Origin of the sequence: Bradyrhizobium sp. ORS 285, assembly GCF_900176205.1 — a bacterium.
Lineage (GTDB): Bacteria > Pseudomonadota > Alphaproteobacteria > Rhizobiales > Xanthobacteraceae > Bradyrhizobium.
Map to the genome: position 1 here is coordinate 499,735 of NZ_LT859959.1, position 26,195 is coordinate 525,929.

General features: G+C 66.0%; 20 protein-coding genes. 11 read left to right on the forward strand and 9 right to left on the reverse strand.

Features of this window, described 5'->3' with window-relative positions; all coding sequences use genetic code 11:
• The first annotated feature begins 54 nt into the window (after positions 1 to 54).
• The 6 genes from pimC (at position 55) to BRAD285_RS02255 (ending at position 6,683) form a co-directional block, all read left to right on the forward strand.
• Positions 55 to 1,245, forward strand: coding sequence for a pimeloyl-CoA dehydrogenase large subunit (gene pimC, locus BRAD285_RS02230; RefSeq protein ID WP_006609558.1), 1,191 nt, complete (start codon positions 55 to 57; stop codon positions 1,243 to 1,245).
• A 145-nt stretch (positions 1,246 to 1,390) separates the two neighbouring features.
• The gene (gene pimD, locus BRAD285_RS02235) at positions 1,391 to 2,533 is read left to right on the forward strand and encodes a pimeloyl-CoA dehydrogenase small subunit (RefSeq protein ID WP_006609559.1); all 1,143 of its coding nucleotides are present in this window, start codon (positions 1,391 to 1,393) and stop codon (positions 2,531 to 2,533) included.
• A gap of 276 nt (positions 2,534 to 2,809) precedes the next feature.
• Positions 2,810 to 3,583: an SDR family NAD(P)-dependent oxidoreductase gene (locus tag BRAD285_RS02240; RefSeq protein ID WP_006609560.1), complete on the forward strand. Its 774-nt coding sequence runs from the start codon at positions 2,810 to 2,812 to the stop codon at positions 3,581 to 3,583.
• A 308-nt stretch (positions 3,584 to 3,891) separates the two neighbouring features.
• Positions 3,892 to 5,394 carry a glycerol kinase GlpK gene (glpK, locus tag BRAD285_RS02245; protein ID WP_006609561.1) on the forward strand — a complete coding sequence of 501 codons (1,503 nt, stop codon included), beginning with the start codon at positions 3,892 to 3,894 and terminating at the stop codon, positions 5,392 to 5,394.
• A gap of 2 nt (positions 5,395 to 5,396) precedes the next feature.
• On the forward strand, positions 5,397 to 5,990 hold the full coding sequence (locus tag BRAD285_RS02250) for an N-acetyltransferase (protein ID WP_006609562.1): 594 nt from the start codon (positions 5,397 to 5,399) through the stop codon (positions 5,988 to 5,990).
• Positions 5,991 to 6,050: 60 nt separating this feature from the next.
• Positions 6,051 to 6,683, forward strand: coding sequence for a glutathione S-transferase family protein (locus tag BRAD285_RS02255; RefSeq protein ID WP_035644585.1), 633 nt, complete (start codon positions 6,051 to 6,053; stop codon positions 6,681 to 6,683).
• Positions 6,684 to 6,982: 299 nt separating this feature from the next.
• On the opposite strand, the gene BRAD285_RS02260 is transcribed toward BRAD285_RS02255, so the two are convergent.
• The 5 genes from BRAD285_RS02260 to metF form a co-directional block, all read right to left on the reverse strand.
• Positions 6,983 to 8,002: an HlyD family secretion protein gene (locus BRAD285_RS02260; RefSeq protein ID WP_006613691.1), complete on the reverse strand. Its 1,020-nt coding sequence runs from the start codon at positions 8,000 to 8,002 to the stop codon at positions 6,983 to 6,985.
• Positions 7,999 to 8,718, reverse strand: coding sequence for an ABC transporter ATP-binding protein (locus BRAD285_RS02265; protein ID WP_006613692.1), 720 nt, complete (start codon positions 8,716 to 8,718; stop codon positions 7,999 to 8,001). Before BRAD285_RS02265 ends, BRAD285_RS02260 begins: the two co-directional genes overlap by 4 nt.
• Positions 8,715 to 9,848, reverse strand: a complete 1,134-nt coding sequence (locus BRAD285_RS02270; protein ID WP_006613693.1) for an ABC transporter permease — start codon at positions 9,846 to 9,848, stop codon at positions 8,715 to 8,717. The genes BRAD285_RS02265 and BRAD285_RS02270 overlap by 4 nt, the downstream gene beginning before the upstream one ends.
• A gap of 326 nt (positions 9,849 to 10,174) precedes the next feature.
• Positions 10,175 to 14,041 carry a methionine synthase gene (metH, locus tag BRAD285_RS02275; RefSeq protein WP_006613694.1) on the reverse strand — a complete coding sequence of 1,289 codons (3,867 nt, stop codon included), beginning with the start codon at positions 14,039 to 14,041 and terminating at the stop codon, positions 10,175 to 10,177.
• On the reverse strand, positions 14,041 to 14,958 hold the full coding sequence (metF, locus tag BRAD285_RS02280; protein ID WP_006613695.1) for a methylenetetrahydrofolate reductase [NAD(P)H]: 918 nt from the start codon (positions 14,956 to 14,958) through the stop codon (positions 14,041 to 14,043). Before metF ends, metH begins: the two co-directional genes overlap by 1 nt.
• A gap of 372 nt (positions 14,959 to 15,330) precedes the next feature.
• On the opposite strand from metF, the gene BRAD285_RS02285 reads away from it, so the two are divergent.
• Positions 15,331 to 16,350, forward strand: coding sequence for an LLM class flavin-dependent oxidoreductase (locus BRAD285_RS02285; protein WP_035647766.1), 1,020 nt, complete (start codon positions 15,331 to 15,333; stop codon positions 16,348 to 16,350).
• 516 nt (positions 16,351 to 16,866) lie between these two features.
• On the opposite strand, the gene BRAD285_RS02290 is transcribed toward BRAD285_RS02285, so the two are convergent.
• Positions 16,867 to 17,535, reverse strand: a complete 669-nt coding sequence (locus BRAD285_RS02290; protein WP_006612185.1) for an NAD(P)-dependent oxidoreductase — start codon at positions 17,533 to 17,535, stop codon at positions 16,867 to 16,869.
• 82 nt (positions 17,536 to 17,617) lie between these two features.
• Complete coding sequence (locus BRAD285_RS02295; RefSeq protein WP_006612184.1) at positions 17,618 to 18,484, reverse strand: SDR family oxidoreductase; 867 nt, start codon at positions 18,482 to 18,484, stop codon at positions 17,618 to 17,620.
• Between the two features lie 102 nt (positions 18,485 to 18,586).
• Here BRAD285_RS02295 and BRAD285_RS02300 point away from each other — a divergent pair, with 102 nt between their 5' ends.
• Complete coding sequence (locus BRAD285_RS02300) at positions 18,587 to 19,477, forward strand: LysR family transcriptional regulator (protein WP_006612183.1); 891 nt, start codon at positions 18,587 to 18,589, stop codon at positions 19,475 to 19,477.
• Positions 19,478 to 19,694: 217 nt separating this feature from the next.
• Here BRAD285_RS02300 and BRAD285_RS02305 read toward each other — a convergent pair whose 3' ends face one another.
• Positions 19,695 to 20,558: a prephenate dehydratase gene (locus BRAD285_RS02305; RefSeq protein ID WP_006612182.1), complete on the reverse strand. Its 864-nt coding sequence runs from the start codon at positions 20,556 to 20,558 to the stop codon at positions 19,695 to 19,697.
• Between the two features lie 18 nt (positions 20,559 to 20,576).
• Positions 20,577 to 21,317, reverse strand: a complete 741-nt coding sequence (locus tag BRAD285_RS02310) for a 3-deoxy-manno-octulosonate cytidylyltransferase (RefSeq protein ID WP_006612181.1) — start codon at positions 21,315 to 21,317, stop codon at positions 20,577 to 20,579.
• 239 nt (positions 21,318 to 21,556) lie between these two features.
• Between BRAD285_RS02310 and BRAD285_RS02315 the strand changes: the two genes are divergently transcribed.
• From BRAD285_RS02315 to BRAD285_RS02325, 3 genes are all read left to right on the forward strand, one after another.
• Positions 21,557 to 22,105, forward strand: a complete 549-nt coding sequence (locus BRAD285_RS02315; protein WP_006612180.1) for a cytochrome c family protein — start codon at positions 21,557 to 21,559, stop codon at positions 22,103 to 22,105.
• 371 nt (positions 22,106 to 22,476) lie between these two features.
• Positions 22,477 to 24,318 (forward strand): extracellular solute-binding protein, encoded by a 1,842-nt coding sequence (locus BRAD285_RS02320; protein ID WP_006612179.1) that lies wholly within the window; start codon positions 22,477 to 22,479, stop codon positions 24,316 to 24,318.
• A gap of 5 nt (positions 24,319 to 24,323) precedes the next feature.
• Positions 24,324 to 26,192: an extracellular solute-binding protein gene (locus BRAD285_RS02325; RefSeq protein ID WP_035646537.1), complete on the forward strand. Its 1,869-nt coding sequence runs from the start codon at positions 24,324 to 24,326 to the stop codon at positions 26,190 to 26,192.
• Positions 26,193 to 26,195 lie beyond the last annotated feature (3 nt).

Genomic DNA, 26,195 nt, shown 5'->3' on the forward strand with positions numbered 1-26,195 from the left:
GCTGAGTGTGACGAACTGACCGAAGCCCGATTTGAATACTAAGGGAGCGATCCAATGGATCTTGCATTCACGAAAGAAGAGCAGGCGTTCCGCGAGGAAGTCCGGCAGTTCTTCAGGGACAACGTGCCCGCGGAAACGCGCCGCAAGATGGTGGAGGGCCGGCATCTGTCGAAGGACGAGATGGTGACCTGGTGGCGCATCCTCAACAAGAAGGGCTGGGGCGTCTCGCACTGGCCGACGGAATATGGCGGCACCGGCTGGAGCTCGGTGCAGCACTACATCTTCAACGAGGAGCTGCAGGCCTATCCGGCGCCGCAGCCGCTCGCCTTCGGCGTCAGCATGGTCGGCCCCGTCATCTACACCTTCGGCAACGAGGAGCAGAAGAAGAAGTATCTGCCGCGCATCGCCAATGTCGATGATTGGTGGTGCCAGGGCTTCTCCGAGCCCGGCTCCGGCTCCGACCTCGCCTCGCTCAAGACCAAGGCTGAACGCCGTGGCGACAAATGGATCATCAACGGCCAGAAGACCTGGACGACGCTCGCCCAGCACGCCGACATGATCTTCTGCCTGTGCCGCACCGATCCCTCCGCGAAGAAGCAGATGGGCATCTCCTTCATCGTCTTCAGCATGAAATCGAAGGGCGTCACGGTGCGTCCGATCCAGACCATCGACGGCGGCCACGAGGTCAACGAGGTGTTCTTCGACGACGTCGAGGTCCCGATCGAGAACCTGATCGGCGAGGAGAACAAGGGCTGGGACTACGCCAAATTCCTGCTAGGCAATGAGCGCACCGGCATCGCCCGCGTCGGCGTCTCCAAGGAGCGCATCCGCCGCATCAAGGAGCTCGCCGCCAAGGTCGAGGCCGGTGGCCGCCCGGTGCTGCAGGATCCGTCGTTCCGCGAGAAGCTCACGGCGTGCGAGGTCGAGCTGAAGGCGCTGGAGCTGACCCAGCTGCGCGTGGTCGCCGATGAGGGCAAGCACGGCAAGGGCAAGCCCAACCCGGCGTCCTCGGTGCTGAAGATCAAGGGCTCCGAGATCCAGCAGACCACCACCGAGCTGCTGATGGAAGTCATCGGCCCGTTCGCCGCGCCCTACGACGTGCATGGCGACGACGACAGCAACGAGACCATGGACTGGACCGCCCAGATCGCGCCGAGCTACTTCAACAACCGCAAGGTCTCGATCTACGGCGGCTCCAACGAGATCCAGCGCAACATCATCGCCAAGGCGGTGCTGGGGCTCTGACGTGTGAGCCGCAGCGCCTCGACAACGCACGCCGTCATGGCCGGGCTTGACCCGGCCATCCACGCGCAGCCCCGCCCGGGCACGACGTGGATGCCCGCGACAAGCGCGGGCATGACGGAGAATGGGGATACTGGAGAGTCAACCAATGGATTTTGATCTCACCGAGGAGCAGCGCCTCCTCAAGGACAGCATCGACGGCCTGCTGGCGGATGCGTACGATTTCGACAAGCGCAAGCTGTACATGAAGGAGAAGGGCGGCTGGAGCAAAGCGATCTGGTCCAAGCTCGCCGAGCAGGGCCTGCTCGGCCTGCCATTCTCCGAGGAAGATGGCGGCTTCGGCGCCGGCGGCGTTGAGACCATGATCGTGATGGAGGCGATGGGCCGCGCGCTGGTGCTGGAGCCCTATCTCGCGACGGTCGTTCTGTCCGGCGGCTTCCTTCGCCATGGCGGCTCGGCGGCGCAGAAGGCGGCGCATCTGCCGGGAATCATCGACGGCAGCAAGACGTTCGCCTTCGCCCAGCTCGAGAAGCAGTCGCGCTACGACCTGTTCGATGTCGCGACGTCGGCGAAGAAGAAGGGCGACGGCTACGTCATCGACGGGGAGAAGTTCGTCGTGCTCAACGGCGAGAACGCCGACACCTTGATCGTCACCGCGCGCACCTCGGGCGGCCAGCGCGACAAGTCCGGCATCGGCGTGTTCATCGTGCCGGCTGATGCCAAGGGCGTCACCCGCAAGGGCTATCCGACCCAGGACGGCCTGCATGCCGCCGACATCACCTTCACCGGTGTCGAAGTCGGCGCTGATGCCGCCATCGGCGATCCCGCCAATGCGCTGCCGCTGATCGAGCGCGTCGTCGACGAGGCCCGCATCGCGCTGTGCGCCGAGGCCGTCGGCCTGATGGACGAGTCGCTCAAGACCACGGTCGAGTACATCAAGACGCGCAAGCAGTTCGGCGTCGCGATCGGCTCGTTCCAGTCGTTGCAGCACCGTGCCTCCGACATGTTCGTCGCGCTGGAGCAGGCCCGCTCGATGTCGATGTTCGCCACCATGGCCGCCGAGTTCGACGACGCCAAGGAACGGGCGACCTCGATCGCGGCAGCCAAGGTGCAGATCGGCAAATCGGCCAAGTTCGTCGGCCAGCAGTCGATCCAGCTGCATGGCGGCATCGGCATGACGATGGAGGCCAAGATCGGCCACTACTTCAAGCGCCTCACGATGATCGAGAGCACCTTCGGCGACACCGACTACCACACCCGCCGCGTCAGCGAGGCCGGTGGGTTGATCTGAGAGGATGCGTCGTTGCCGGGCTTGACCCGGCAACCCATCGTTCTCGGGAAAAGATGGATGCGCGGGCCTTCGCCGCGCCGAAGGGGCTTCGGCTCCGCAGGCGGGTCAATCCCGCGCAGGACGATTTGAGGCTCTTCGGTGCCTAGCCAACCTAGCTCCGAAGGGATTTGAATTTGGAGCCGTCATTGCGAGCGAAGCGAAGCAATCCAGGACGTCACGCGTGACTCTGGATTGCGTCGTCGCTTCGCTCCTCGCAATGACGCCGAGGAGGCAGACATGACCCCGAACCCCTTCAATCTCGCCGGCCAGGTCGCCGTCATCACCGGCTCCAGCCGCGGCATCGGCCGCGCGTCGGCTGAATTGCTCGCGCAACTCGGCGCCAAGGTGGTGATCTCCAGCCGCAAGGCCGACGCCTGCGAGGAGGTCGCGGCCGGCATCCGCGCCAATGGCGGCGATGCGCATGTCATTCCTTGCAACATCTCGCGCAGGCCTGAGGTCGACGCGCTGATCGAGGGCGCGGTGAAGCATTACGGCCAGGTCGACATCCTCGTCTGCAACGCCGCCGTGAATCCTTACTACGGCCCGCTGCTCGACATCACCGACGAGGCCTTCGACAAGATCATGGCCTCCAACGTCAAGAGCAATCTCTGGCTCTGCGCCAAGGCGATCCCGCCGATGGCCGTGCGCGGCAAAGGCTCGGTCGTCATCGTCTCCTCGATCGGCGGCCTGCGCGGCTCGACCGTGATCGGCGCCTACGGCATCTCCAAGGCCGCCGACTTCTCGCTGTGCCGCAGCCTCGCCGGTGAATGGGGCCCGCAGGGCGTGCGCGTCAACTGCGTCGCGCCCGGCCTGGTCAAGACCGACTTCGCCCGCGCGCTGTGGGAAGACGAAGCCCGCCTGAAGCAGCGCTGCGCGACGACGCCACTGCGCCGCATCGGCGAGCCGCACGAGATCGCGGGCGCGGTGGCGTATCTGGCGTCGGATGCCTCGACGTTCATGACCGGGCAGACGATTGTCGTCGACGGTGGTGTGACAACGGCGGCGGTGTAGCTGTCCGTCCACACGACGGCTGTACCCTCTCCCCCTGTGGGAGAGGGTGGTTTCTCACGAAGTGAGAAACCGGGTGAGGGGTCTCTGTCCGCAAACTCCGAACGTGCATGTGGCATCAACCCCTCACCGAAGTGAGATCGGAGCATCCGCCAGCGTAGCCCTCTCCCACAAGGGGAGAGGGCGCAGTCATGCGCAGCGGAATCGGTTGTAACTGCAGCGCGCGGTCCTCGCGCGCAACCACCTTGACCTTCCCTCGCCAATCCGCTTGCTTGTCGCCCCAACGTCGTCAACCTCCCGGGAAGAAACCCATGTCCTTCGTGCTGGCCATCGATCAGGGCACCACGTCCTCGCGCGCGATGGTGTTCCGCTCCGACATTTCGATTGCCGCTGTCGCGCAGCAGGAATTCCCGCAGCATTTCCCGGCCTCGGGCTGGGTCGAGCACGAGCCGGAGGACATCTGGACCTCGACCGTCATGACCTGCCGCGACGCCCTGGAGAAGGCGGGGCTCGGGCCCGCGGACATCGCCGCGATCGGAATCACCAACCAGCGCGAGACCACCGTTGTCTGGGATCGCGCCACCGGCCAGGCCGTGCACCGCGCCATCGTCTGGCAGGACCGCCGGACTGCCGATATCTGCGCGCGCCTGAAGGCAGAGGGCCATGAGCCTGACGTCAGCGCCAGGACCGGGCTGATCATCGATCCCTATTTCTCCGGCACCAAGGTCGCCTGGATCCTCGACCACGTGCCGGGCGCGCGCGAGCGTGCCGAGCGTGGTGAACTGATGTTCGGCACCGTCGACTGCTACCTGCTGTGGCGCCTCACGGGCGGCCGTGTGCACGCGACCGACGCGACCAACGCCTCGCGCACTCTGCTGTTCAACATCCACACCGGGCAGTGGGACGACACGCTGCTGAAGCTCTTGCGCGTGCCCCGCTCGATGCTGCCGGAGGTGAAGGATTCTTCCGCTGATTTCGGCTCCACGACGCCGGACCTGTTCGGCGGCCCGATCAAGGTCGCAGGCATCGCCGGCGACCAGCAGGCGGCGACCATTGGACAGGCCTGCTTCACGCCGGGCATGATGAAGTCGACCTACGGCACCGGCTGCTTCGCGCTGCTCAACACCGGCGCGACGCCGGTGAAGTCGAACAACAAGCTGCTGACGACCATCGCCTATCAGCTGAACGGCGTCCGGACCTATGCGCTCGAAGGCTCGATCTTCGTCGCCGGCTCGGCCGTGCAGTGGCTGCGCGACGGGCTCGGCATCATCAAGCACGCGGCCGAGACCGGCCCGCTCGCCGATAAGTCCGATTCGATGCAGTCGGTCTATCTGGTCCCGGCCTTCGTTGGCCTGGGCGCTCCCTACTGGAATCCGCGCGTTCGCGGCGCGCTGTTCGGCCTCACGCGCAACACCGGCCCGGCGGAGCTGGCGCATGCCACGCTGGAGAGCGTCTGCTACCAGACCTACGATCTCTGGGCGGCGATGCGCGCCGACTGGCCGGATGCCTCCGCCGCCACCATCGTGCTGCGCGTGGACGGCGGCATGACGGCGTCGGACTGGACCATGCAGCGCCTGGCCGACCTGCTCGACGCGCCGGTCGATCGCCCAATGATCCAGGAGACGACCGCGCTCGGTGCCGCCTATCTCGCCGGCCTCAATGCCGGCGTCTATCCCGAGCCGGAGAAATTCGCCGACAATTGGCGGCTCGAGCACCGCTTCAGGCCGGCGATGAGCGCAGCAACCCGGCAGCGCAAGCTGGCCGGCTGGGCCCGCGCGGTGAAGGGCGTGCTGGCGAGCGACGAGGGCGAGTAGGGATGTCCCTTCCGGACGGTTATGTAGACATCCCGCCCGGCAAGATCGCCGCAGTGGTCACCTCGCTCGAAATGCTGGCGCGGCCGGTGATTCCGCCCGATCCCGTAGGAGATTGGCGCATTCGCCGCGTCGCGCAGCCGGATCTCGACTGGTACCGTGACCTCTATGCGCGCGTCGGTTGGGACTGGCTGTGGTCGCAGCGAACGCGCATGAGCGATGCTGAACTCGCCGGGACCATTCGCGCCCCTGGCGTCGAGATCACCACGCTCGAATATGACGGCGGCGACGAGGCTCTGCTGGAACTTGACTTCGGCAAGAAGAACGAGTGCGAGCTGGTGCTGTTCGGCGTCACTTCGAAGCTGATCGGCACCGCCGCTGGTCGCTTGCTGATGAACCACGCGCTGCGCCGCGCCTGGGCCCAGCCGCTCACGCGGCTCTGGGTCCACACCTGCAGCTTCGATCATCCGCGCGCGCTGGCGTTCTACCAGCGCTCCGGCTTCCGTCCCTATCGCCGACAGATCGAGATCGCGCCCGACCCGCGGCTCGACGGCACGCTGCCGCGCGATGTGGCAGCCCATGTGCCGCTGCTCGACTGAATTTGTCCGCTGACAACGCGGCCGAATGGCGCTTCAATGCAGCGCACAGGAGGATGCGCCATGTTCCTGATCGGCCAATACGACTCGCCCTTCGTCCGTCGCACCGCCATCGCGCTGCGGCTGTATGACATTCCGTTCGAGCACAAGCCATGGTCGACCTTCGGCGATGCCGACAAGATCGCGCCTTATAATCCACTGTTGCGCGTGCCGGTTCTGGTGCTCGACAATGGCGAGGCGCTGATCGATTCGGCTGCGATCCTCGATCATCTCGACGAGACCGTCGGACCCAAGCGCGCCATGCTGGCGCCGAGCGGCGCGCTGCGCCGGCAGCAGTTGCATACCATCGCGCTCGCCACGGGGCTCGCCGACAAGGCCGTCAGCCTGATCTACGAGCGCGTGCTGCGCAAGGATCGCCTCGCGCTGTGGGTGAAGCGTTGCGAGACGCAGATCGCCGGCGTGCTGGCGATGCTGGAGGCCGAGCGCGCGGATGTGACGACCGATTATTGGTATGGCGATGATATCGGCCACGCCGACGTCGCCGTCGCCTGCGTGCTGCGGTTCACATCGGAAGCACATCCGCATCTGCTCGATGGCAAGCGCTATCCGGCGCTGGCGGCCCATGCTGGCAGATGCGAGGCCCTGCCGGCCTTCCAGGAGATCGTCCAGCCGCTAGCGCCGCCGAGCGGCGATTAGCTCAAGCGATTCTGTCGCCGCGCCGGCGGTGCGCTCCCTCTCCCCGTTCTTCACGGGGAGAGGGTTGGGGTGAGGGGCAGCCGCGCGGGAAGTATTAACGGGGCACACGCGCCGGGAGCGCTTGTCGAGAGACCTGTACCCCCCCTCTACCTCCTCACCCGGATTGCATCTGTCGATGCAATCCGACCTCTCCCCGCAAGCGGGGCGAGGTGCACCGCGCCAGCGGCGGCAGATGGGCTCAATTCAGTTGGCTTTGAACGAGCGTCTTCAGCTCGTTGCTACTTGAAAGACGTCGCCCCTCACGGCCTGAAATACACATCCACCTTCATCCCTACCGCGAACGGGCCGGGCTCGGCCAGATCGACCAGCACCTCGACGACATCCACGTCCGTCATGTTGCGCTGGCTGAGCGCGGCGGCACGGCTGCTCTCGACCAGCGGCGCAACCGCCGCGACCTTGCCGGCGACGTCGCGGCCGCGGAAGGCGTCGGAGCGGACGACGGCCTGCTGGCCGACCTTGATCTTGTCGAGGTCGCGCTGGTCGAGCTCGGCGCGGACCCGCAGCGACGACATGTCGCCGAGCAGCACCAGCGGCTGCGCGGCTTGCGGCGAGGCGATCTCGCCGGCGCGCGCATTGACCTGCAGCACGGTGCCGTCGAGCGGGGCACGAATGGTGAGCTTCTCGAACGCGGCGCGCGCCGCCTGCAGATCGCTGCGGGCGACGTTGAGCTGCCCCTCGGCGCTGATCGGCAGCGGCGCGTCGGGCGTGACCTTGCGCAGCTCGTCGGCCTGCTGATCCAGCTTAGCCTGCGCATTCGTCAGCTGCGTGCGCGCTGTGTCGACGTCACCGTCAGAGCCGCGCCCGGCGCGTCGTTCGGCGACGGCCTTGTCGAGCGCCACCCGCGCGTCGAACACTGCTGCCTGCGCGTCAGCCACGCCATCCTCGGCGCGGCGCCGCGGGCCGGCGCCCGACGGCGTCGATTCCTTGTTGCGCACGCGCTTGCGCGTCGCGGTCTGCGCCTCCGCGCTGGCGAGCTGCGCGCGCGCCTCGGCGTCAGTGAGCCGCACCAATGCCTGGCCGGCGAACACCGTGTCCCCGGGCTTGACCAGCACCTCCTGGATCGGCGCCACCACAGGCGCGCCAAGCTTGATCAGGCCGGACGCCGGCTCGACGCGGCCGGGCGCCACCGCCAGCCAGCGCTCCTCCTGGGCGTTGGCGGCCTCCGCATCCGGAGCAAACGGGGCCGATGTCAGGGCGATGACGGTCGCAGCGGCCAGTATCAGCGCGCAGGCCTGGCTTACGATCCCGGACGTCTTCATGCGTGCGAAGCCTTCTTCAGTTGGTTGCCTCCGCTTTCCTCGCGGACGATGCGGCCGTCCTCGATATGAACGACGCGATTGGCATAGGGCAGGATGCGCGGGTCATGCGTCACCACCAGCACCGCGCGCGACGGATCCTTGGCGATGTCGGCGAGCAGGGTCATGATGGCCTGGCCGTTGGCGGTGTCGAGCGCGCCGGTCGGCTCATCGGCCAGAATGACCTGAGTCTTGCCGACGATGGCGCGGGCGATCGCGACGCGCTGCTGCTCGCCGCCGGAGAGCTCGCGCGGCAGCGATTTGCGCTTGTGGCCGAGGCCGACGGTGGCCAGCACTTCGCGCGACGCAGTCTTCGCCGCCCGCGCGCGCTCACCGCGCACGTCGAGCGCCAGCCGGACATTGTCCTCGGCATTGAGCGTCGGGAACAGATGATAGGACTGGAAGATGAAGCCGATGCGCTCGCGCCGGAGTTTTGCCAGCGCCTCCGCATCCAATCCGGCGACGGCCTGGCCGCCGACCTTCACCGTGCCGGCATCCGGCGTCATCAGGCAGCCCAGGATCGACAATAACGTCGTCTTGCCGCTGCCCGAGGGGCCCATCAGCAGCACCAGCTCGCCGCCCTTCAATGCGAGGCTGACGCCCTTCAGCGCCTGCACCCGGCCGGCGCCCTGGCCGAGGTGATGGACGAGATCGGTCGCCTCGAGCACGATGTCGCTCATCGCGAGAACACCATGGCCGGATCGATGCGCATCACCTTGACGATCGCCGCGATCGCGGAGCCGACGCACATCGTCACCGTGAGCAGGAACAGTGCCACGGTGAGCATCGGCGTCATGATCACCGGCAGCGCCGACTCTGCCGTCGCCGCCGCGACGATCTTGCCGATGCCCGCCGCACCGGCGAAACCGACGATCGCGCTGAGCAGCGCCTGCCAGATGATGACCGTGTAGATGTAGCGGCTCGACGAGCCGATCGCACGCAGCGTGGCGAATTCGTTGATGTGGTCCTTGGTGCTCGAATACAGCGTCTGCGCCACGATGACGGTGCCGACGATCACCCCGAGCAGCGCGCCGGCGAACAGCGCCGCGCCCGCGCCGGTGCCGAACAGCCAGAACGAGCGGCTGCGGTTGCGAAACTCGGCTGCCGTCAGCACCTCGACATTCCCCAGACTGTCGCGCAGCGCCTGCTGAACTTTCCAGAGATCGGCATCAGGCGCGAGCCGCACCAGCAGATAGGACGCCTTGCTCGGCGTCGTGCCCGTGTAGTTGCGTGCGCGCTCGACATCGGTGAACACGTAAGGCGTCGTCGTGAACGAGCGGATGCCCTTGCTCACCGCCATCACCTGCACCTTGCGATCGCGCAGCTCGGCGGTCTGCTCCACGCCTGTTATGCCGAGCCGCTCGAAATAGGTCTGATCGATTGCGACCGCGCCGGGGACAGAGAGGTCGTCGAGCCGGCCCTCGACCACGTCCCACGGATGCAGGCCGAGTCCGCGCAGCTCCGAGCCGACGACGAACACCGGCGTCGTGGTGCCCTGCGGCAACCGCCATTGCGCATAACCGATGACGAGCGGCGTGGCCTCGGCGACGCCGGGAACCGCGAGCGCCCGGAAGCGCTGCCGCTCGTCGAGCAGCGAGGGGTCCTCGAAGCATTTGGTGCCGACCGGCATGATCCACAGCTGCGCCGGGGCATGGTCGATCATCGTCGTCACCATGCGGCGGAAGCCGACATAGAGGCCCATCTGCACGGTCACCAGCACGATCGAGAAGATGATGCCGATGACGGTCGCGACGAAGCGCAGCCTGTCATGGAACAGGTTTCGCGACGCAAGCCTGAACTGCAACGACATGAACCAAAACCACCCGGCGCCCCCGGGTATTTCAGCCGGTTATGGAGGCGATGTCCACGCTGGATCGGGCCCCGTCAGCTGTGGCGCTTTGTCATTCGGAGCGGCCGTGGCGCGAGGGACACGGGGGAGGGGCCGGCGCCCAGGGTCTCCGTGTAAGCCGACCATGGTGCGTCAAAACCGGTGTCGTCCCGGCCTTGAGCCGGGACCCATAACCACAGGGAGCAGTGATGCGCTCGATCTCTGTCACCGCGCGCCACAGATACATCACGCGGTATGGGTCCCGGCGTTCGCCGGGACGACAGCTGTGGGCGGGGCGATAGCTTGACCTACTTCGCCCCGACCGCCTTCTTGCGCCACGCCAGATGCACCGCGCAGGTGCAGCCTGCGGGATGACTGGCCAGCTCGGCGGGGGCGGCGTCGTTAGCCGGGGCGGGCGAAGCCGTAGCGCGCGCGACCGCATCGGCCTGCGGACCACCCCGCGCGGGGATGTAGTTCAAAATCGGCGCCAGCCAGCGTTCGACCTCGGCGACCGTCATGCCCTTGCGCGCGGCGTAGTCCTCGACCTGGTCGCGCTCGATCTTGCCGACGCCGAAATAGAAGCTCTCCGGCGAGGCGAAATAGAGGCCCGAGACCGACGAGCCCGGCCACATCGCAAAGCTCTCGGTCAGCCGCACGCCGGCATTCTTCTCCGCGTCGAGCAGCTCGAACAAGGTCGCCTTCTCGGTGTGATCAGGCTGTGCCGGATAGCCCGGCGCCGGGCGGATGCCCTGGTACTTCTCCAGGATCAGATCGTCGGCCGAGAGCGTCTCGTCCGGCGCATAGGCCCAGAACTCGCGGCGCACGCGGGCGTGGAGGCGCTCGGCGAAGGCCTCGGCGAGGCGGTCGGCCAGCGCTTTCACCAGGATGGAGGAGTAGTCGTCATTGGCGTTCTTGAAGCGGTCGGCGACCGCGTCCTCGCCGAGCCCCGTCGTGACGACGAAGCCGCCGACATAGTCCGGCACGCCGGAGCCGGCGGGTGCGACGAAGTCGGACAGCGCGGTGTTGAAGCGGCCCTCGCGCTTTTCGAGTTGCTGGCGCAGCGTGTGCAGCGTCGCAACTGTCTTGGTGCGGCTGTCATCCGCATACAGCACGATGTCGTCGCCGACGGCATTCGCCGGCCAGAAGCCGATCGCGGCGCGCGCGGTGAACCACTTCTCGTCGACGATCTGCTTCAGCATCTTCAGCGCGTCGTCATACAGCGCCCGCGCGGCTTCGCCGACCTTGGCGTCGTCGAGGATCGCCGGAAAGCGCCCCGCGAGCTCCCAGGTCTGGAAGAACGGCGTCCAGTCAATGTAGGGCACGAGCTCGGCGAGATCGTAGTCGACGAACGTCTTCGTTCCGAGGAACGTCGGCTTCACCGGCTTGGCCTTGGCGAAATCGATTTTCGGCGCATTGGCGCGCGCGTCCGTCAGCGACAGCCGCTTCTTGTCGGCCTGGCCGCGCAGATGCGCTGCGGCGATCTTCTGATACTCGCCGCGGATATCCGCCGCATAGGCGTCCTTGCGTTCCGGCGACAGCAGCGACGAGGCGACGCCGACGGCGCGGCTGGCGTCGTTGACGTGCACGACAGGGCCGCCATGATAGTTCGGGTCGATCTTCACCGCCGTATGGACGCGGCTCGTCGTGGCGCCGCCGATCAGCAGCGGCACGTTCAGCCCCTGGCGCTCCATCTCCGAGGCGAGATAGGCCATCTCGTCGAGCGACGGCGTGATCAGGCCGGAGAGACCGATGATGTCGGCATTCTCGGCTTTCGCCGTCTCGATGATCTTCGCGGCGGGCACCATGACGCCGAGGTCGATGACCTCGAAATTGTTGCACTGGAGCACGATGCCGACGATGTTCTTGCCGATGTCGTGGACGTCGCCCTTGACGGTGGCGAGCACGATCTTGCCGGCGTTGGAGCGTTCGTTGCCGCGGCCCTTGTTGGCGGCCTTCTCGGCCTCCATGAACGGCATCAGATAGGCGACCGCCTGCTTCATCACGCGCGCGGACTTCACGACCTGCGGCAGGAACATCTTGCCGTCGCCGAAGAGATCGCCGACCACGTTCATGCCGGCCATCAGCGGGCCTTCGATGACGTCGAGCGGCCGCGCCGACTTGGCGCGCGCCTCTTCGGTGTCCTGCTCGATGAACTCGGTGATGCCGTGCACCAGCGCGTGGCTGAGCCGCTTGTCGACCGGCCATTCGCGCCAGGCGAGATCAGCCTCCTTGGTCTGCTTGCCTTGGCCGCGGAATTTCTCCGCCAGCGCCAGCAGCCGCTCGGACGCGCCGGGGTCGCGGTTGAGGACGACGTCCTCGCAGACCTGGCGCAGCTCCGGATCGATGTCGTCATAGACGATCATCTGGCCGGCATTGACGATGCCCATGTCCATGCCTGCCTTGATGGCGTGATACAGGAACACCGAATGCATCGCCTCGCGCACCGGCTCATTGCCGCGGAACGAGAACGACAGATTGGACACGCCGCCGGAAATGTGGGCATGCGGCAGGTTCTGGCGGATCCACCGCGTCGCCTCGATGAAATCGACGCCGTAGTTGTTGTGCTCTTCGAGGCCGGTCGCGATCGCAAAGATGTTGGGATCGAAGATGATGTCCTCCGGCGGGAAGCCGACCGTCTCGACCAGGATCTTGTAGGCGCGGGCGCAGATCTCCGTCTTGCGCTGATAGGTGTCGGCCTGGCCGGTCTCGTCGAACGCCATCACGACGACGGCCGCGCCATGGCGGCGCGCGATCTTCGCCTCGTGGATGAACTTCTCTTCGCCTTCCTTGAGCGAGATCGAGTTCACGACCGGCTTGCCCTGCACGCATTTCAGGCCGGCCTCGATGACGTGGAACTTCGAGGAGTCGACCATGACCGGGACGCGGGCGATATCCGGCTCGGCGGCGACGAGGTTGAGGAAGGTCCGCATCGCGGCTTCCGAATCCAGCAACCCTTCGTCCATGTTGACGTCGATGACCTGGGCGCCGTTCTCGACCTGGTCGCGCGCGACCTGCAGCGCTGCCGTGTAGTCGCCCGCGGTGATCAGCTTGCGAAATTTGGCCGAGCCGGTGACGTTGGTGCGCTCGCCGACATTCACGAACGGGATTGCGGGCGTCAGCTCGAACGGCTCGAGGCCCGACAGCCGCAGCCGCGGCGCGATCTCGGGTACGGCTCGCGGCTTGTGCGGGGCGACGGCGGCGGCGATCGCCGCGATATGATCCGGCGTGGTGCCGCAGCAGCCGCCGACGATGTTGACGAGGCCGGCCGACGCGAACTCGCCGATCAGCCGCGCCATATAGGCAGGGGTCTCGTCGTATTGGCCGAACTCGTTAGGCAGGCCGGCATTCGGATAGGCGCACACCAGGGTGTCAGCGACGCGGCCGATGTCGGCGACATGGGCGCGCAGATCCTCGGCGCCGAGCGCGCAATTGAAGCCGATCGTCAGCGGCTTGGCGTGACGCACCGAATTCCAGAATGCCTCCGGCATCTGGCCGGAGAGCAGGCGGCCGGACTTGTCGGTGATCGTGCCGGAGATCATCACGGGCACGTCGATGCCGCGCTCCTCGCACAGCTCGGTGATGGCATACAGCGCTGCCTTGGCGTTGAGCGTATCGAAGATCGTCTCGACCAGCAGAATGTCGGCACCGCCGTCCAGAAGTCCGCGCGCCTGCTCGCCATAGGCGAGGCGCAGATCGTCGAAGGTGACGGCGCGATAGCCGGGGTTGGAGACGTCAGGTGAAATCGACGCGGTGCGGTTGGTCGGCCCCATCGCGCCCGCGACGAAGCGCGGCTTGCCGTCCTCGGCTGCGACACGAACCGCGGCGTTGCGCGCCAGGCGCGCGCCCTCGCGGTTGAGCTCGTAGATGATGTCGGACAGATCGTAGTCGGCCTGCGCGATCGAGGTTGCCGAGAAGGTGTTGGTGGCGACGATGTCGGCGCCGGCGCGCAGATATTGCGCGTGGATGTCCTCGATCGCGTCGGGCTGGGTCAGGATCAGCAGATCGTTGTTGCCGCGGAGATCGCGGTGAAAATCCTTGAAGCGATCACCGCGGAACGCGGCCTCGTCGAACTGCAGCGCCTGGATCATCGTGCCCATGGCGCCGTCGAGAATCAGGATGCGTTCCCGGGCAGCGGCGAGGAAAGCGGTACGCGCGGTGGACACAGGGGGGGACATCAGGCGGCGACCTTGTTGACGGACTTCGGGCGGATGCCCAGCAGATGGCTGATGGCGAACACGAGGTCGGCGCGGTTCATGGTGTAGAAATGGAACGTGTCGACGCCGTGCTTGGCGAGCTTGTGCACCTGGCCGGCGGCCACCGTGGCCGCGATCAGCTTGCGGGTTTCCGGATCATCGTCGAGACCGTCGAACTTCTCGGCCAGCCACTCCGGCACGCTGGTGCCGTTGCGGGTCACGAAGCCGCGCGCCTGCTTGAAATTGTGCATCGGCATGATGCCGGGCACGATCGGAATGTCGATGCCGCGGGCGCGGACGCGGTCGAGGTAGCGGAAGTAGACGTCGTTATCGAAGAACACCTGGGTGATGGCGCGGGTCGCGCCGGCATCGACCTTGGCCTTGAGCATGTCGATGTCGGCGTCGAAGTCGCGGCTCTCCGGATGCTTCTCGGGATAGGCCGAGACCGAGACCTCGATATCCGGATGGCGCCTCTTGATGCCGGCGACCAGCTCGGGCGAGCTTTGATAACCCTCGGCATGGGCCTGATACGGCGTGCCGATGCCGCCGGGCGGATCGCCGCGCAGCGCGACGATGTGGCGGACGCCGACCTCGTGATAGCGGTCGACGACCTCGTCGATCTCGCCTCGGGAGGCGCCGACGCAGGTGAGATGCGCCGCCGGCAGCAGCGCGGTCTCCTTCAGGATGCGCGCGATGGTGGCGTGGGTGCGCTCGCGGGTCGAGCCGCCGGCGCCATAGGTCACCGAGACGAAGCTCGGCTCCAGCGGCGCCAGACGCTCGATCGAGGTCCACAGCGTCCGATCCATCTCCTCGGTCTTCGGCGGGAAGAACTCGAACGAGATTTTAGGCCGGATGATCGCGGCGTGTCCGTCAGTGATGGCGGTGGCGAGGTCGGTCATGGCGGCGCAGGTTCCCGATGCGGCGTAAATTTCAACTTGAGAGCGGATCGCTGCTCAGATGCGCCAAGATAGGGGAAGTGCGTCGCAATAGACAGCCCACCGGAAATGGGATTTAGCCCACAATGACGAGTCAAGTGCCATTTTATGTGCTGTAGGTGGATATTGGAGTGGGCTAAAAAAGAGCAACACTTACAAAGGTAACCGCGTCGAAGCAGTTGAATTTTCTCAAATTCTGGGGTGGGATAGTTGTTCTCTGAGAATGTATACAGCTTGTCTGTCCCAACGCAATTTCGGCCTGATCCCTGCATTTCCGGCAGATCACCGGCGCGCTTAGCCCATTGTGGCGGGCGTCCCAGTCACTAGGTTGAAGCCATGATCCCGATTTCAGTCCTCGACCTCTCCGTCACCACGACGGCCACGCCGGCCTCAGCGGCGCTGCGCAACAGCATCGATTTGGCCCGCCATGTCGATCAACTCGGCTATGTCCGCTATTGGCTCGCCGAGCATCACAGCCTGGTCTCGGTGGCGAGCCCGGCGCCCGACATCATGATCGGCCAGATCGCGGCCGTCACCAAGCACATCCGCGTCGGCTCCGGCGGCGTCATGCTGCCCAACCACGCGCCGCTGGTCGTCGCCGAGCGCTTCAAGATGCTGGAAGCGCTGTTCCCCGGCCGGATCGATCTTGGCCTAGGGCGCGCGCCCGGCACCGACGGCACCACGGCCTATGCGCTGCGGAGCCGGCTCGACCGCCGCGAGGGCGACGATTTCCTCGAGCGGCTGCATGAGCTGACCTTGTGGGAGACGCGCGAGTTTCCCGCCGGCCATCCCTACAACAACGTCATCGCCATGCCCGACGATGCGCCGCTGCCGCCGATCTGGCTGCTCGGCTCCAGCGACTATTCCAGCGAGCTCTCGGCGCAGATGGGCATGGGCTTCGGCTTCGCGCATCATTTCGCCAATCATGACGCGATCGACGCGATGACCAATTATCGCGCCCATTTCACTGCCTCGCGCTGGCGCTCGCAGCCGCATGCGATCCTGGCGGTCGCGGTGGTGACGGCGGAGACCGACGCCGAGGCCGAGCGGCTGGCGTCCTCGATGGACCTCAACCGCCTCCGGCGCGACCGCGGCCAGTTCCTGCCGCTGCCGAGCCCGGAGGAAGCGGCGGCCTATCCGTATACAGACTCCGACCGCGCCTCGATCGCCCGCAACCGCTCGCGGCTGTTCGTCGGCTCGCCGGCCACGGTGCGCGCCAAGCTCGACCAGATGATCGCGGCGAGCCAGGCCGACGAGCTGATGGTCATCACCGCGATCTTCGATCACGAGGCCCGCAAGCGCTCCTACACCCTGCTCGCGGATGCCTTCGGCCTGCAGCGGCAGGCGGCGGCCTAGCCGCGCGAATCTGCGAGCAAATGAGTTCCGGATCGTGCGGCAGGCAGATCACCTCTCCCGAAGGGAGAGGTCGGATTGCATCGAAGATGCAATCCGGGTGAGGGATTCAGGCGCCACCGATCGCGCGGATACACCCCCTCACCCGGCGCTGCGCGCCGACCTCTCCCCGATGGGGCTAGCGTGAGCACACATCTCGAAGTCGGATCCAGTCACTTCAATGCAAGGACGGTAGGCTCCCTCTCCCCGTTCTTACGGGGAGAGGGTTGGGGTGAGGGGCGGCCGCACGGGCGGTGTGAGTAGGGGGCCCGCGCGCCAGGAGCGTGCGCGGTGAGACCTGTACCCCCTCACCCGGATTGCATCTGGCGATGCAATCCGACCTCTCCCCGCAAGCGGGGCGAGGTAAATCCCGTCGTGGCCAAGATGTGTGCTGAAACGCCCCGATGGGGAGAGGTGAACGGAGTTCGCCCGCAGAGTAATCAAGACGCAGCCAGTTGGACTTCACGTGCGGTGTCCTGCTCACCACGTGATCAGCGGCGCGCGGCGCAGAAAGCTGTCATCGCTCACCTGATCCACCACGAAGCGGGCGACGTCCGCGCGCGCGATCGTGCCGCCGTGAAAGCCTGTGAGATCCGTCAGCGCGCGGACCGCTTGGCCGCCCGGCTTGTCGTTGAGCATCGCGGGGCGGACGATGACCCAGTCGAGGCCGCTGTCGCGGATGATCGCCTCCTGCCGGTTCTTGTCAGCGTAGACGTTGCGTAACAGCAGCGGCAGGATCAGCTGGTCGTAGACCAGGCCGCCGTGTCCCTTGCTATCGCCAGCGCCGATTCCGGTGATCGCCACCAGGCGCGCTACGTTCTCGGCCTTCATCGCATTGACCAGCGCCCGCGTCGATGTCGAGAGCGTCCTGACCTCGCGGAACGGGCTGAGCGGCGTGCCCAGCGAACTGATGACGGCGTCCTGTCCCTTGAGCGCCTTGCGCAGCGTGGCTTCGTCGCGGGCGTCGCCGACGATCAGTTGCGCGCCGTGCAGATCCCCGGCCTTGTCGGGCGAGCGCACCAGCGCAGTGACGTGATGGCCGCGCGCCAGCGCGTCGCGCACGATCAGCCGTCCGGTGCCGCCGGTCGCGCCGAGCACGAGGATATTCTGGTTGGTGGTGATGGCGTCCTTATTAGTCTGACTGGTCATGATGACCTCCATGTTGTGGGCGGGGCGCATTCGCGGAAGCGCCCCGCGTATCGGTTCAGGGTGATGATGCGAGCGGCTCGGGTCAGGCCATGGCGATCTCGGCGACGAAGTCGCGATAGGACCGCAGAGGCCGGCCCAGCAGCGCAGTAAGGCGGGCGACGTCGCCTTTGTCGGGCACCATGCCGTCGCCCAGGAAGCGCTCGGCCATCAGCCGCATGTCAAACGCCATCCAGCTCGGCATCACCTGCCGCAGATTGGTCTCGAAGCCCACGGTGTCGTCGCCGCCATAGGCGATCGGGCGTCGGAGCACGTCCGACCAGACAGCGGCGGCATCCGTGCCGGTCAGCGTGTCCGGACCGACGAGGTTGAGACGCGTCAGCGGCAGCGGCTCGGGCGATTGCTCGCGGCGGATCAGCTCGATCGCTGCGATCTCGCCGATGTCACGGGCATCGATCATCGCGAGACCCTTCGCGCCAATCGGCATGGGGTACACGCCGTAGTTCAGCACGACGTCCTTGATCGTGAGCTCGTTGTTCATGAAGTACGCCGGCCGCAGGATGGTGGCGTGTAGCTCCATCTGCTCGATCATGCGTTCGACCGCGAACTTGCCAGCGAAGTGCGGCACGTTCACGTAGACGTCGCTGTGGATCACCGAGAGGTAGACGATGCGCTCGATGCCGGCCTCGCGAGCCACGTTGAGCGCGACCAGCGCCTGGGTGAATTCGTCCGGCGTGACGGCGTTGAGCAGGAAAAGCGTCGACACGCCTGACATGGCGGCGCGCAGCGAGTCGACATCGAGCAGGTCGCCCTTGGCGAGGGCGACGCCGGCCGGAAGGTTGGCCTTGGCAGGATCGCGGACGAGGGCGCGCACATCGGCTCCGCGCTTGGTGAGCTGGTCGACGACGTGACGGCCGACGGTGCCCGTGGCGCCGGTGACGAGGATGGTCATGGTGGGTTCTCCGGGTTGGATGAAGCGATGCCCGGAAGATAACGGTCCACATGTGAGCCAATAGATGGTATATTTGGACAGACCGTCTCACTGGTGGAACAGATGGATCTGCTGGCGCTCGCCGATTTCACGCTCGTCGCCCGTCACGGCGGCTTCGGCCGCGCGGCGCGGGCGAGCGGACGTCCAAAGGCGACACTGTCGCGCCGCGTCGCAGAGCTCGAGGCTGCCCTCGCCATCCGGCTGATCGAGCGTGGCGGGCGCGCGCTGAAGCTGACCGAGGAGGGACGGGCGCTGTTCGAGCGCACCGGCGCGCTGCTCACCGAGCTCGACGAGACCGTCGGCGCGATCTCGTCGGGCGGCCAGACGCCGCGCGGTCGCCTGCGCATCAGTGCGCCGCTGCTGTTCTCGCAGACCGCGATGGGCAAGCTCGCGGCGACCTTCGCGCTGAAATATCCGGACGTGCGGCTGGACGTGACGACCGACGACCGCACGGTCGACATGGTCGAGGAGGGCTATGACCTGGTGATCCGGGTCAATCCCGATCCCGATGACAGCCTGGTCGGGCGCATCTTCCTTCGTGACCAGATGGTGGTGGTCGCCCACCCGGCGCTTGCGCGGCCCGCGACGGAGGTCGCCATTCCCGCGATCGTCCGCAGCACTGACCAGATTACAGCGTGGAACGTTGCGTCTGCCGCGGGGCCATCGCGCATCGCGATCGAGCCGATCCTGCGCCTGTCGTCGGTGATCATGGTGCGCGATGCAGTCCGTGCCGGTGTCGGCGCGGCCTGCCTGCCGCTGTCGCTCGCTAGCCACGACCTCGCGGCCGGCCGGCTGCTGCAGTGGGCCGAACTCGATGCGCCGCCAGTTGAGCTCTGGACGTTGTATCCCTCTCGCCGCCTGCTCAGCGCGCGCGTGTCGGCGTTTCTCGATCACCTCAAGGAGGCATTTCCGACAGGAACGTCGGCGGAGCTCGCCACCTATGTCGAGGGGTAGGTCATTCCTGGCCGAGGCCGCAGCCCTCGAACCCGGATCTCAAAGTGAGCCACGCCGCGCGAGATTCGGCTCTGGTCCTTCGGACCATCCCGGAATGACCGCCTCAACAGACTAGATCATGATGCGTTTCGGCGGAAACGCATCATGATCTTATCTATTTGTTTGAGCATGATCTTTTCGGAAAACCGGTTTCCATTTTTCCGGATCATGCTCTAGCCTAGCTTTCGAGAAGCTCGCTGAACGTCGCCCGGAACGGGTGCGCCGGATAGACGCCGACGATGCGCAGCTCGCGCGAGAAGAACTTCAGCTCCTCCAGCGCGAACGCCAGTCCCTTGTCCTCAGGATGGCCATCGACGTCGGCATAGAACTGCGTGGCGAAAAAATTGCCGTCGACCATGTAGCTTTCGAGCTTGGTCATGTTGACGCCGTTGGTCGCGAAGCCGCCGAGCGCCTTGTACAGCGCCGCGGGGAGGTTGCGGACGCGGAACACGAAGCTCGTCACCAGCGGTCCCGAGTTCTGTTCGGCCCACTGCTCCTCGCGCGCCAGCACCACGAAGCGGGTGGTGTTGTGGGCCTCGTCCTCGATGTCCTCGGCAAGGATGTCGAGGCCGTAGATCTTCGCGGCCAGACGCGAGGCGATCGCCGCGACGGTCCTGTCGCCGCGCTCGGACACGTCGCGGGCGCTGCCCGCGGTGTCGCCGGCGACGATCGGGCGGATGCCGAGCTGGCGAATGTAGCGGCGGCACTGGCCGAGCGCCTGGACGTGGCTCTCGACCGTCTTGATATCGGCGAGCTTGGTGCCCTTCAGCGCCATCAACTGGTGGCGGATCGGCAAAAACCATTCGCCGATGATGTACAGGCCCGAGCCCGGCAGCAGATGGTGGATGTCGGCGACGCGGCCCGCCACCGAGTTCTCGATCGGGATCATGCCGAGATCGGCCTCGCCGGACGAGATCGCGCTGAGCGCGTCCTCGAAGGTCGGGCAGGGCATGGCCTCGGCGGTCGGATAGGCCTCGGAGATGGCGATATGGGAATTGGCTCCCGGCTCGCCCTGGAATGCGATTTTCAAGATCTTGCTCATGTCGGGCCTTCTATCAGCTCACGCTTTGGACAGCAGCCGGCGGGCGGTTTCGAGGTCGGCCGGCGTGTCGACGCCGCGGGGAACGGCATCGACGACCATCACGTCGATGCGCATGCCGGCCTCCAGCGCGCGGAGCTGCTCCAGCTTCTCCTGCTGTTCCAGCGGCGATGGCGGCAGGCGGACGAAGCGCTCCAGCGCCGCGCGGCGATAGGCGTAGAGGCCGATGTGGTGGTAGCGCGGTCCGTCGCCATGCGGCGCCGTGGCCCGGGTGAAATACAGCGCACGCATGCGCCGCCCTGACAGGGGCGAGCCAACCGCCTTGACGACGTTCGGGTTGAGGCTCTCCTCCTCGGTGTGGATCTGCGCCGCCAGCGTGGCAATGTCCACCGCAGGGTCTTCGAGCGGCGGCAGCACGTCGCTGATGCTCTGGGGATCGATGGTCGGAAAGTCGCCCTGCAGATTGACCACGATCTCCGCCTCGCCGGCCGGATCGAGCTTGCACATCGCCTCAAAGATGCGGTCGGAGCCCGAGGGATGGTCCGGCTTGGTCATCACCACCTCGCCGCCCGCCGCCGTGACCGCCGCCGCGATCTCGGGCGTGTCGGTGGCCACCGCGACACGGCCGATCGCCGCCGCCTCGGCGCGGCGCAGCACCTGTACGATCATCGGCACGCCCGCGATGTCGAGCAGCGGCTTGCCGGGCAGGCGCGTCGAGGCCATGCGGGCGGGAATCAGCACGAGGATGTTGGGTCGGGTCATCCGGGGAACGGCAGGTCGGAGCCGGTCGCAACAGCGCGCCCGGACGAGGTGGGGACAGCAAAAACCGCCCGCTTATACGGGTTGCCAGAGCACGGGCAAACCGATATCTCACTTCTGCCGCAGGGGGAGGCGCGACGGCTCGATTCCGCTCGATGCCTTCATGAAATCCTGGGGCGATTCACGGCCGCGGCCCCGCGGCCTCAAAGCAATGAAATCCGCCCTCGGAGCCTGATTCCAAAATGGACTCCTTCGAACTGAACAAAATCCTCGGCGCCGTGCTGGCCGCCTGTCTGGTCGTGCTGGTCACGAGCTTCTCCGCCAACGCGATCTTCGCGCCGAAGATGCCGGAAAAGCCGGGTTTCGAGATCGCCGTGAAGGAGGCCGAGGGCGCCGCCAAGTCGGGCGCCGCGCCGGCCGCCGCCGAGCCGATCGAGAAGCTGCTGCAGACCGCCTCGGTCGAGAAGGGCGCCGCCGCCGCCAAGAAGTGCGCCGCCTGTCACACCTTCGACAAGGGCGGCAAGAATGCCGTCGGGCCGAATCTCTACGGGATCGTCGGCGACCACATCGGCGAAGGCCGCGGCTTCAATTTCTCCGCGGCGATCAAGGCCAAGGGCGGCACCTGGACCATCGATGCGCTCAACCAGTTCATCGCCAACCCGAAGGGCTACATCCCCGGCACCGCGATGGGCTTCGCCGGCATCCAGAAGGACTCCGAGCGCGCCGACGTGCTCGCCTATCTGAACTCGCTGTCGGACAATCCGGCGCCGCTGCCGACCGCTGCCAAGTAGCGCGCACCTTATCTCGCATTGCAAACGGCCGGGCCTCGCCCGGCCGTTTTGCGTTCGGGAGCGAATTTCGCCGCATTTGGGACCTTTGGTCGCAGCCGACCCGTTCACAACCCGGTATCATGAGGAAAAAGCAAGGTTATTCGTCGAAACCTTGCCGTATATTGGTCCCCTGAATGGAACGGGTTCGCAGATCGAGCCATCAGGCTCCGGCCGGCGCAACCTGCCCTCGCGAAATGGGTTACGATCACACGTTGGATCCGGAAGCAGGACCGGCCGAGGCCGACCATCTGCTCCCGAGCGGTCTTATTCAGAGGAAGTCTCATTTGACGATTACCCGACGACAGCTCCTGCAGAGCAGCGTCCTCGCTGCGATGACCCCGGCGCTCGGCACCGCCGCCAGCTTCGCCCCGCTCGATGCCGCACAGGCGCAGGCCGGCGAGCAGCTGCTCTGGCGCCATGGCCTGTCGCTGTTCGGTGAGCTCAAGTACCCCGCGGACTTCAAGCGCTTCGACTACGTCAATCCCGATGCGCCGAAGGGCGGCACGGCGCGGATGATCTCGCTCGGCACCTTCGACAATTTCAACATCGTCGTGATGTATGTGAAGGGCAACATCGCCGCGGCCGCCATGACCGTCTACGAGACGCTGATGTCGCGGGCGCAGGACGAGGTCTCGACCGAATACGGCCTGCTTGCCGAGGCCGCCGCCTATCCGGACGATTACTCCTGGGTGATCTATCGCCTGCGCAAGGAAGCGCGCTGGCACGACGGCAAGCCGGTGACGCCCGACGACGTCATCTTCTCGCTCGACGTGCTGAAGAAGAACAGCCCGTTCTACGGCTCCTATTATCGGCACGTCGTCAAGGCCGAGAAGATCAGCGACCAGGAGGTCAAGTTCACCTTCGACGGCCCCGGCAATCGCGAGCTGCCGCACATCGTCGGCGAGTTGCTGGTGCTGCCCAAGCATTGGTGGGAAGGCACCGACGCGCAGGGCCGCAAGCGTGACGTCACCGCGACCTCGCTGGAGCCGCCGCTCGGATCGAGCCCGTACCGCATCAAGGAGTTCGTTCCCGGACGCTCGATCAAGGTCGAGCGCGTCAAGGATTATTGGGGTGCGAACCTGCCGGTCCGGATCGGCCAGAACAATTTCGACGAGCTGCAGTTCGAGTATTTCCGCGACAACCTCGTCGCGCTCGAAGCCTTCAAGGCCGACCAGGCCGACTGGATCAACGAGAACTCGGCCAAGCAGTGGGCGACCGCCTACGACTTCCCGGCGATCGCCGACAAGCGCGCGGTCAAGGAGGAGTTTCCGGTCCGCGATTCCGGCCGCATGCAGGGCTTCGTGTTCAACCTGCGCCGCCCGCAATTCCAGGACGCGAGGCTGCGTCGCGCCTTCAACTACGCGTTCGACTTCGAGGAGATGAACAAGCAGCTGTTCTTCGGCCAGTACAAGCGGATCAACAGCTATTTCGAAGGCACCGAGCTCGCCTCCTCCGGCCTGCCGCAGGGCCAGGAATTGCAGATCCTCGAGGGCCTACGCGACAAGGTGCCGCCGGAGGTGTTCACCACCGCCTATCAGAACCCGGTCGGCGGCAATCCGGAGAATGTCCGCGCCAATCTGCGCGAGGCTAACAGGCTGTTGAAGGAGGCCGGCTACGAGATCAAGGACCGCAAGCTGGTCGATCCTGCCGGCAAGCCGGTCGCAATCGAGCTGATGGTTCAGGACCCGTCGTCCGAGCGCATCGTGCTGTTCTACAAGCCGTCGCTGGAACGTCTCGGCGTCACCGTGACGGTGCGCCAGGTTGACAACGTCCAGTATGAGCAGCGGGTGCGCACCTTCGACTACGACATGATCACCGACGTCTGGGGCCAGTCGCTGTCGCCGGGCAATGAGCAGCGCGATTTCTGGGGCTCCAGGGCCGCCGACGAGCAGGGCTCGAAGAACACGGCGGGCATCAAGAACCCCGCCATCGACGAACTGATCGAGAAGATCATCTTCGCCAAGGACCGCGCCACCTTGGAGGCGGCGACGCATGCGCTCGACCGCGTGCTGCTGTGGAATTTCTACGTCGTCCCGCAGTTCACCTATCCCTTCCTGCGCAGCGCGCGCTGGGACCGCTTCAGCCATGCGACGTTCCCGAAATATGCCAGCACCGGCTGGCCGTCGCTGTGGTGGTTCGACGCCGACAAGGCTGGCAAGGTGAAGCGCTCTTGAGCACGCTGTCGCATCTGTCGCGCCGCGGCGTGCTCGGCCTCGGGCTCGGCGCGCTCACGGCTCCGTTGATCAAGCCGGCCGTCGCCGCGGAGTTCGGCCCGGACTCGCACGGCGCCTCGGCGTTCGGCGACCTGAAATATCCGGCCGACTTCCGCCAGTTCGACTACGTCAATCCGGACGCGCCGAAGGGCGGGATGTTTTCGCTGATCCCCTCGGTGCGCGCCTACAACCAGTCCTATCAGACGTTCAACTCGTTCAATGCCTATGTCCTCAAGGGCGAGGGCGCGCAGGGCATGGACATGACGTTCGCAACCCTGATGGTGCGCGCGGCCGACGAGCCGGACGCGGTCTATGGGCTGGTCGCGAAGTCGGTTGCGATCTCGCCGGACAAGCTGACCTATCGCTTCGCCCTGCGGCCCGAAGCGCGCTTCCATGACGGTTCGAAGATCACGGCGCACGACGTCGCCTGGTCGCTGAACACCTTGAAGGAGAAGGGCCACCCGCTGATCGTTGTGCAGCTGCGCGACTTCGTGAAGGCCGAGGCGCTCGATGATGCCACAGTCGTGGTGAGCTTCGTCGAGAAGCGCGCCCGCGACGTGCCGCTCTATGTCGTGACGCTGCCGATCTTCTCCAAAGCTTATTACGCCAACCGCGCCTTCGACGAGAATCCGCTCGACGTCCCGCTCGGCTCCGGGCCGTACAAGGTCGGCAAATACGAGATCAACCGCTACGTCGAGTTCGAGCGCGTCAAGGACTGGTGGGCGGCCGATTTGCCGGTCAGCCGCGGCCTATATAATTTCGACATCGTCCGCTACGAGTTCTATCGCGACCGCGACGTCGCCTTCGAAGGCTTCACCGCCAAGAGCTATCTGTTTCGCGAGGAGTTCACCTCGCGCATCTGGGCCACGCGCTACGATTTTCCGGCGATCAAGGACGGCCGCGTCAAGCGCGAGCTGCTGCCGGATGAGACGCCGTCGGGCGGGCAGGGCTGGTTCATCAACACCCGCCGCAACAAGTTCTCAGATCCGCGCGTCCGTCAGGCGCTGACCTACGCCTTCGACTTCGAGTGGACCAACAAGACCATCATGTACGGCGCCTATGCGCGCACCGTGTCGCCGTTCCAGAACTCCGACATGGTTGCGGTCGGCCCGCCGTCGCCGGAGGAGCTGAAGCTGCTGGAGCCGTTCCGCGGCCAGGTCCCTGACGACGTGTTCGGCGAGCCATTCGTGCCGCCGGCCTCCGACGGCTCGGGCCAGGACCGCGCGCTGCTGCGCAAGGCGACGCAATTGCTGCAGCAGGCCGGCCTGCCGGTGAAGGACGGCAAGCGGCTGCTGCCGTCCGGCGAGGTGTTCTCGATCGAGTTCCTGATCGACGAGGTCTCGTTCAAGCCGCACCACGGCACGCTGATCAAGAATTTGCAGACGCTCGGCATCGATGCGGATCTGCGCATCGTCGACGCCGTGCAGTACCGCGCCCGCGTTGAGGATTTCGATTTCGACATCACGGTGCAGCGGCTGTCGATGTCGCCGACCCCCGGCGACGGCCTGCGCTCTTATTTCACCTCGGACACGGCCAAGACCAAGGGCTCCTACAATCTGGCCGGGATCAGCAACCCCGCTGTCGATGCGCTGGTCGCCAAGGCGATCGCCGCGGAGACCCGTGGCGAGCTGACCTTTGCCTGCCGGGCGCTCGATCGCGTGTTCCGCGCCGGGCACTACTGGATCCCGCAATGGTATCGGCAGACCCATCCGATTGCCTATTGGGATCAGTTCAGCCACCCGCCGAAGCCACCGAAATATGCCTCCGGCGTGGGCGCCCCCGACATCTGGTGGTACGATGCCGCCAAGGCCGCAAAGCTGGAGCCCGCGAAGTAGTTC

What these genes read in the sequence shown, in the direction of transcription:
- pimC (WP_006609558.1), top strand. Translation starts at nt 55, where the DNA reads ATGGATCTTGCATTCACGAAAGAAGAGCAGGCGTTCCGCGAGGAAGTC.
- pimD (WP_006609559.1), top strand. Translation starts at nt 1,391, where the DNA reads ATGGATTTTGATCTCACCGAGGAGCAGCGCCTCCTCAAGGACAGCATC.
- BRAD285_RS02240 (WP_006609560.1), top strand. Translation starts at nt 2,810, where the DNA reads ATGACCCCGAACCCCTTCAATCTCGCCGGCCAGGTCGCCGTCATCACC.
- glpK (WP_006609561.1), top strand. Translation starts at nt 3,892, where the DNA reads ATGTCCTTCGTGCTGGCCATCGATCAGGGCACCACGTCCTCGCGCGCG.
- BRAD285_RS02250 (WP_006609562.1), top strand. Translation starts at nt 5,397, where the DNA reads ATGTCCCTTCCGGACGGTTATGTAGACATCCCGCCCGGCAAGATCGCC.
- BRAD285_RS02255 (WP_035644585.1), top strand. Translation starts at nt 6,051, where the DNA reads ATGTTCCTGATCGGCCAATACGACTCGCCCTTCGTCCGTCGCACCGCC.
- BRAD285_RS02260 (WP_006613691.1), bottom strand. Translation starts at nt 8,002, where the DNA reads ATGAAGACGTCCGGGATCGTAAGCCAGGCCTGCGCGCTGATACTGGCC.
- BRAD285_RS02265 (WP_006613692.1), bottom strand. Translation starts at nt 8,718, where the DNA reads ATGAGCGACATCGTGCTCGAGGCGACCGATCTCGTCCATCACCTCGGC.
- BRAD285_RS02270 (WP_006613693.1), bottom strand. Translation starts at nt 9,848, where the DNA reads ATGTCGTTGCAGTTCAGGCTTGCGTCGCGAAACCTGTTCCATGACAGG.
- metH (WP_006613694.1), bottom strand. Translation starts at nt 14,041, where the DNA reads ATGTCCCCCCCTGTGTCCACCGCGCGTACCGCTTTCCTCGCCGCTGCC.
- metF (WP_006613695.1), bottom strand. Translation starts at nt 14,958, where the DNA reads ATGACCGACCTCGCCACCGCCATCACTGACGGACACGCCGCGATCATC.
- BRAD285_RS02285 (WP_035647766.1), top strand. Translation starts at nt 15,331, where the DNA reads ATGATCCCGATTTCAGTCCTCGACCTCTCCGTCACCACGACGGCCACG.
- BRAD285_RS02290 (WP_006612185.1), bottom strand. Translation starts at nt 17,535, where the DNA reads ATGACCAGTCAGACTAATAAGGACGCCATCACCACCAACCAGAATATC.
- BRAD285_RS02295 (WP_006612184.1), bottom strand. Translation starts at nt 18,484, where the DNA reads ATGACCATCCTCGTCACCGGCGCCACGGGCACCGTCGGCCGTCACGTC.
- BRAD285_RS02300 (WP_006612183.1), top strand. Translation starts at nt 18,587, where the DNA reads ATGGATCTGCTGGCGCTCGCCGATTTCACGCTCGTCGCCCGTCACGGC.
- BRAD285_RS02305 (WP_006612182.1), bottom strand. Translation starts at nt 20,558, where the DNA reads ATGAGCAAGATCTTGAAAATCGCATTCCAGGGCGAGCCGGGAGCCAAT.
- BRAD285_RS02310 (WP_006612181.1), bottom strand. Translation starts at nt 21,317, where the DNA reads ATGACCCGACCCAACATCCTCGTGCTGATTCCCGCCCGCATGGCCTCG.
- BRAD285_RS02315 (WP_006612180.1), top strand. Translation starts at nt 21,557, where the DNA reads ATGGACTCCTTCGAACTGAACAAAATCCTCGGCGCCGTGCTGGCCGCC.
- BRAD285_RS02320 (WP_006612179.1), top strand. Translation starts at nt 22,477, where the DNA reads ATGACCCCGGCGCTCGGCACCGCCGCCAGCTTCGCCCCGCTCGATGCC.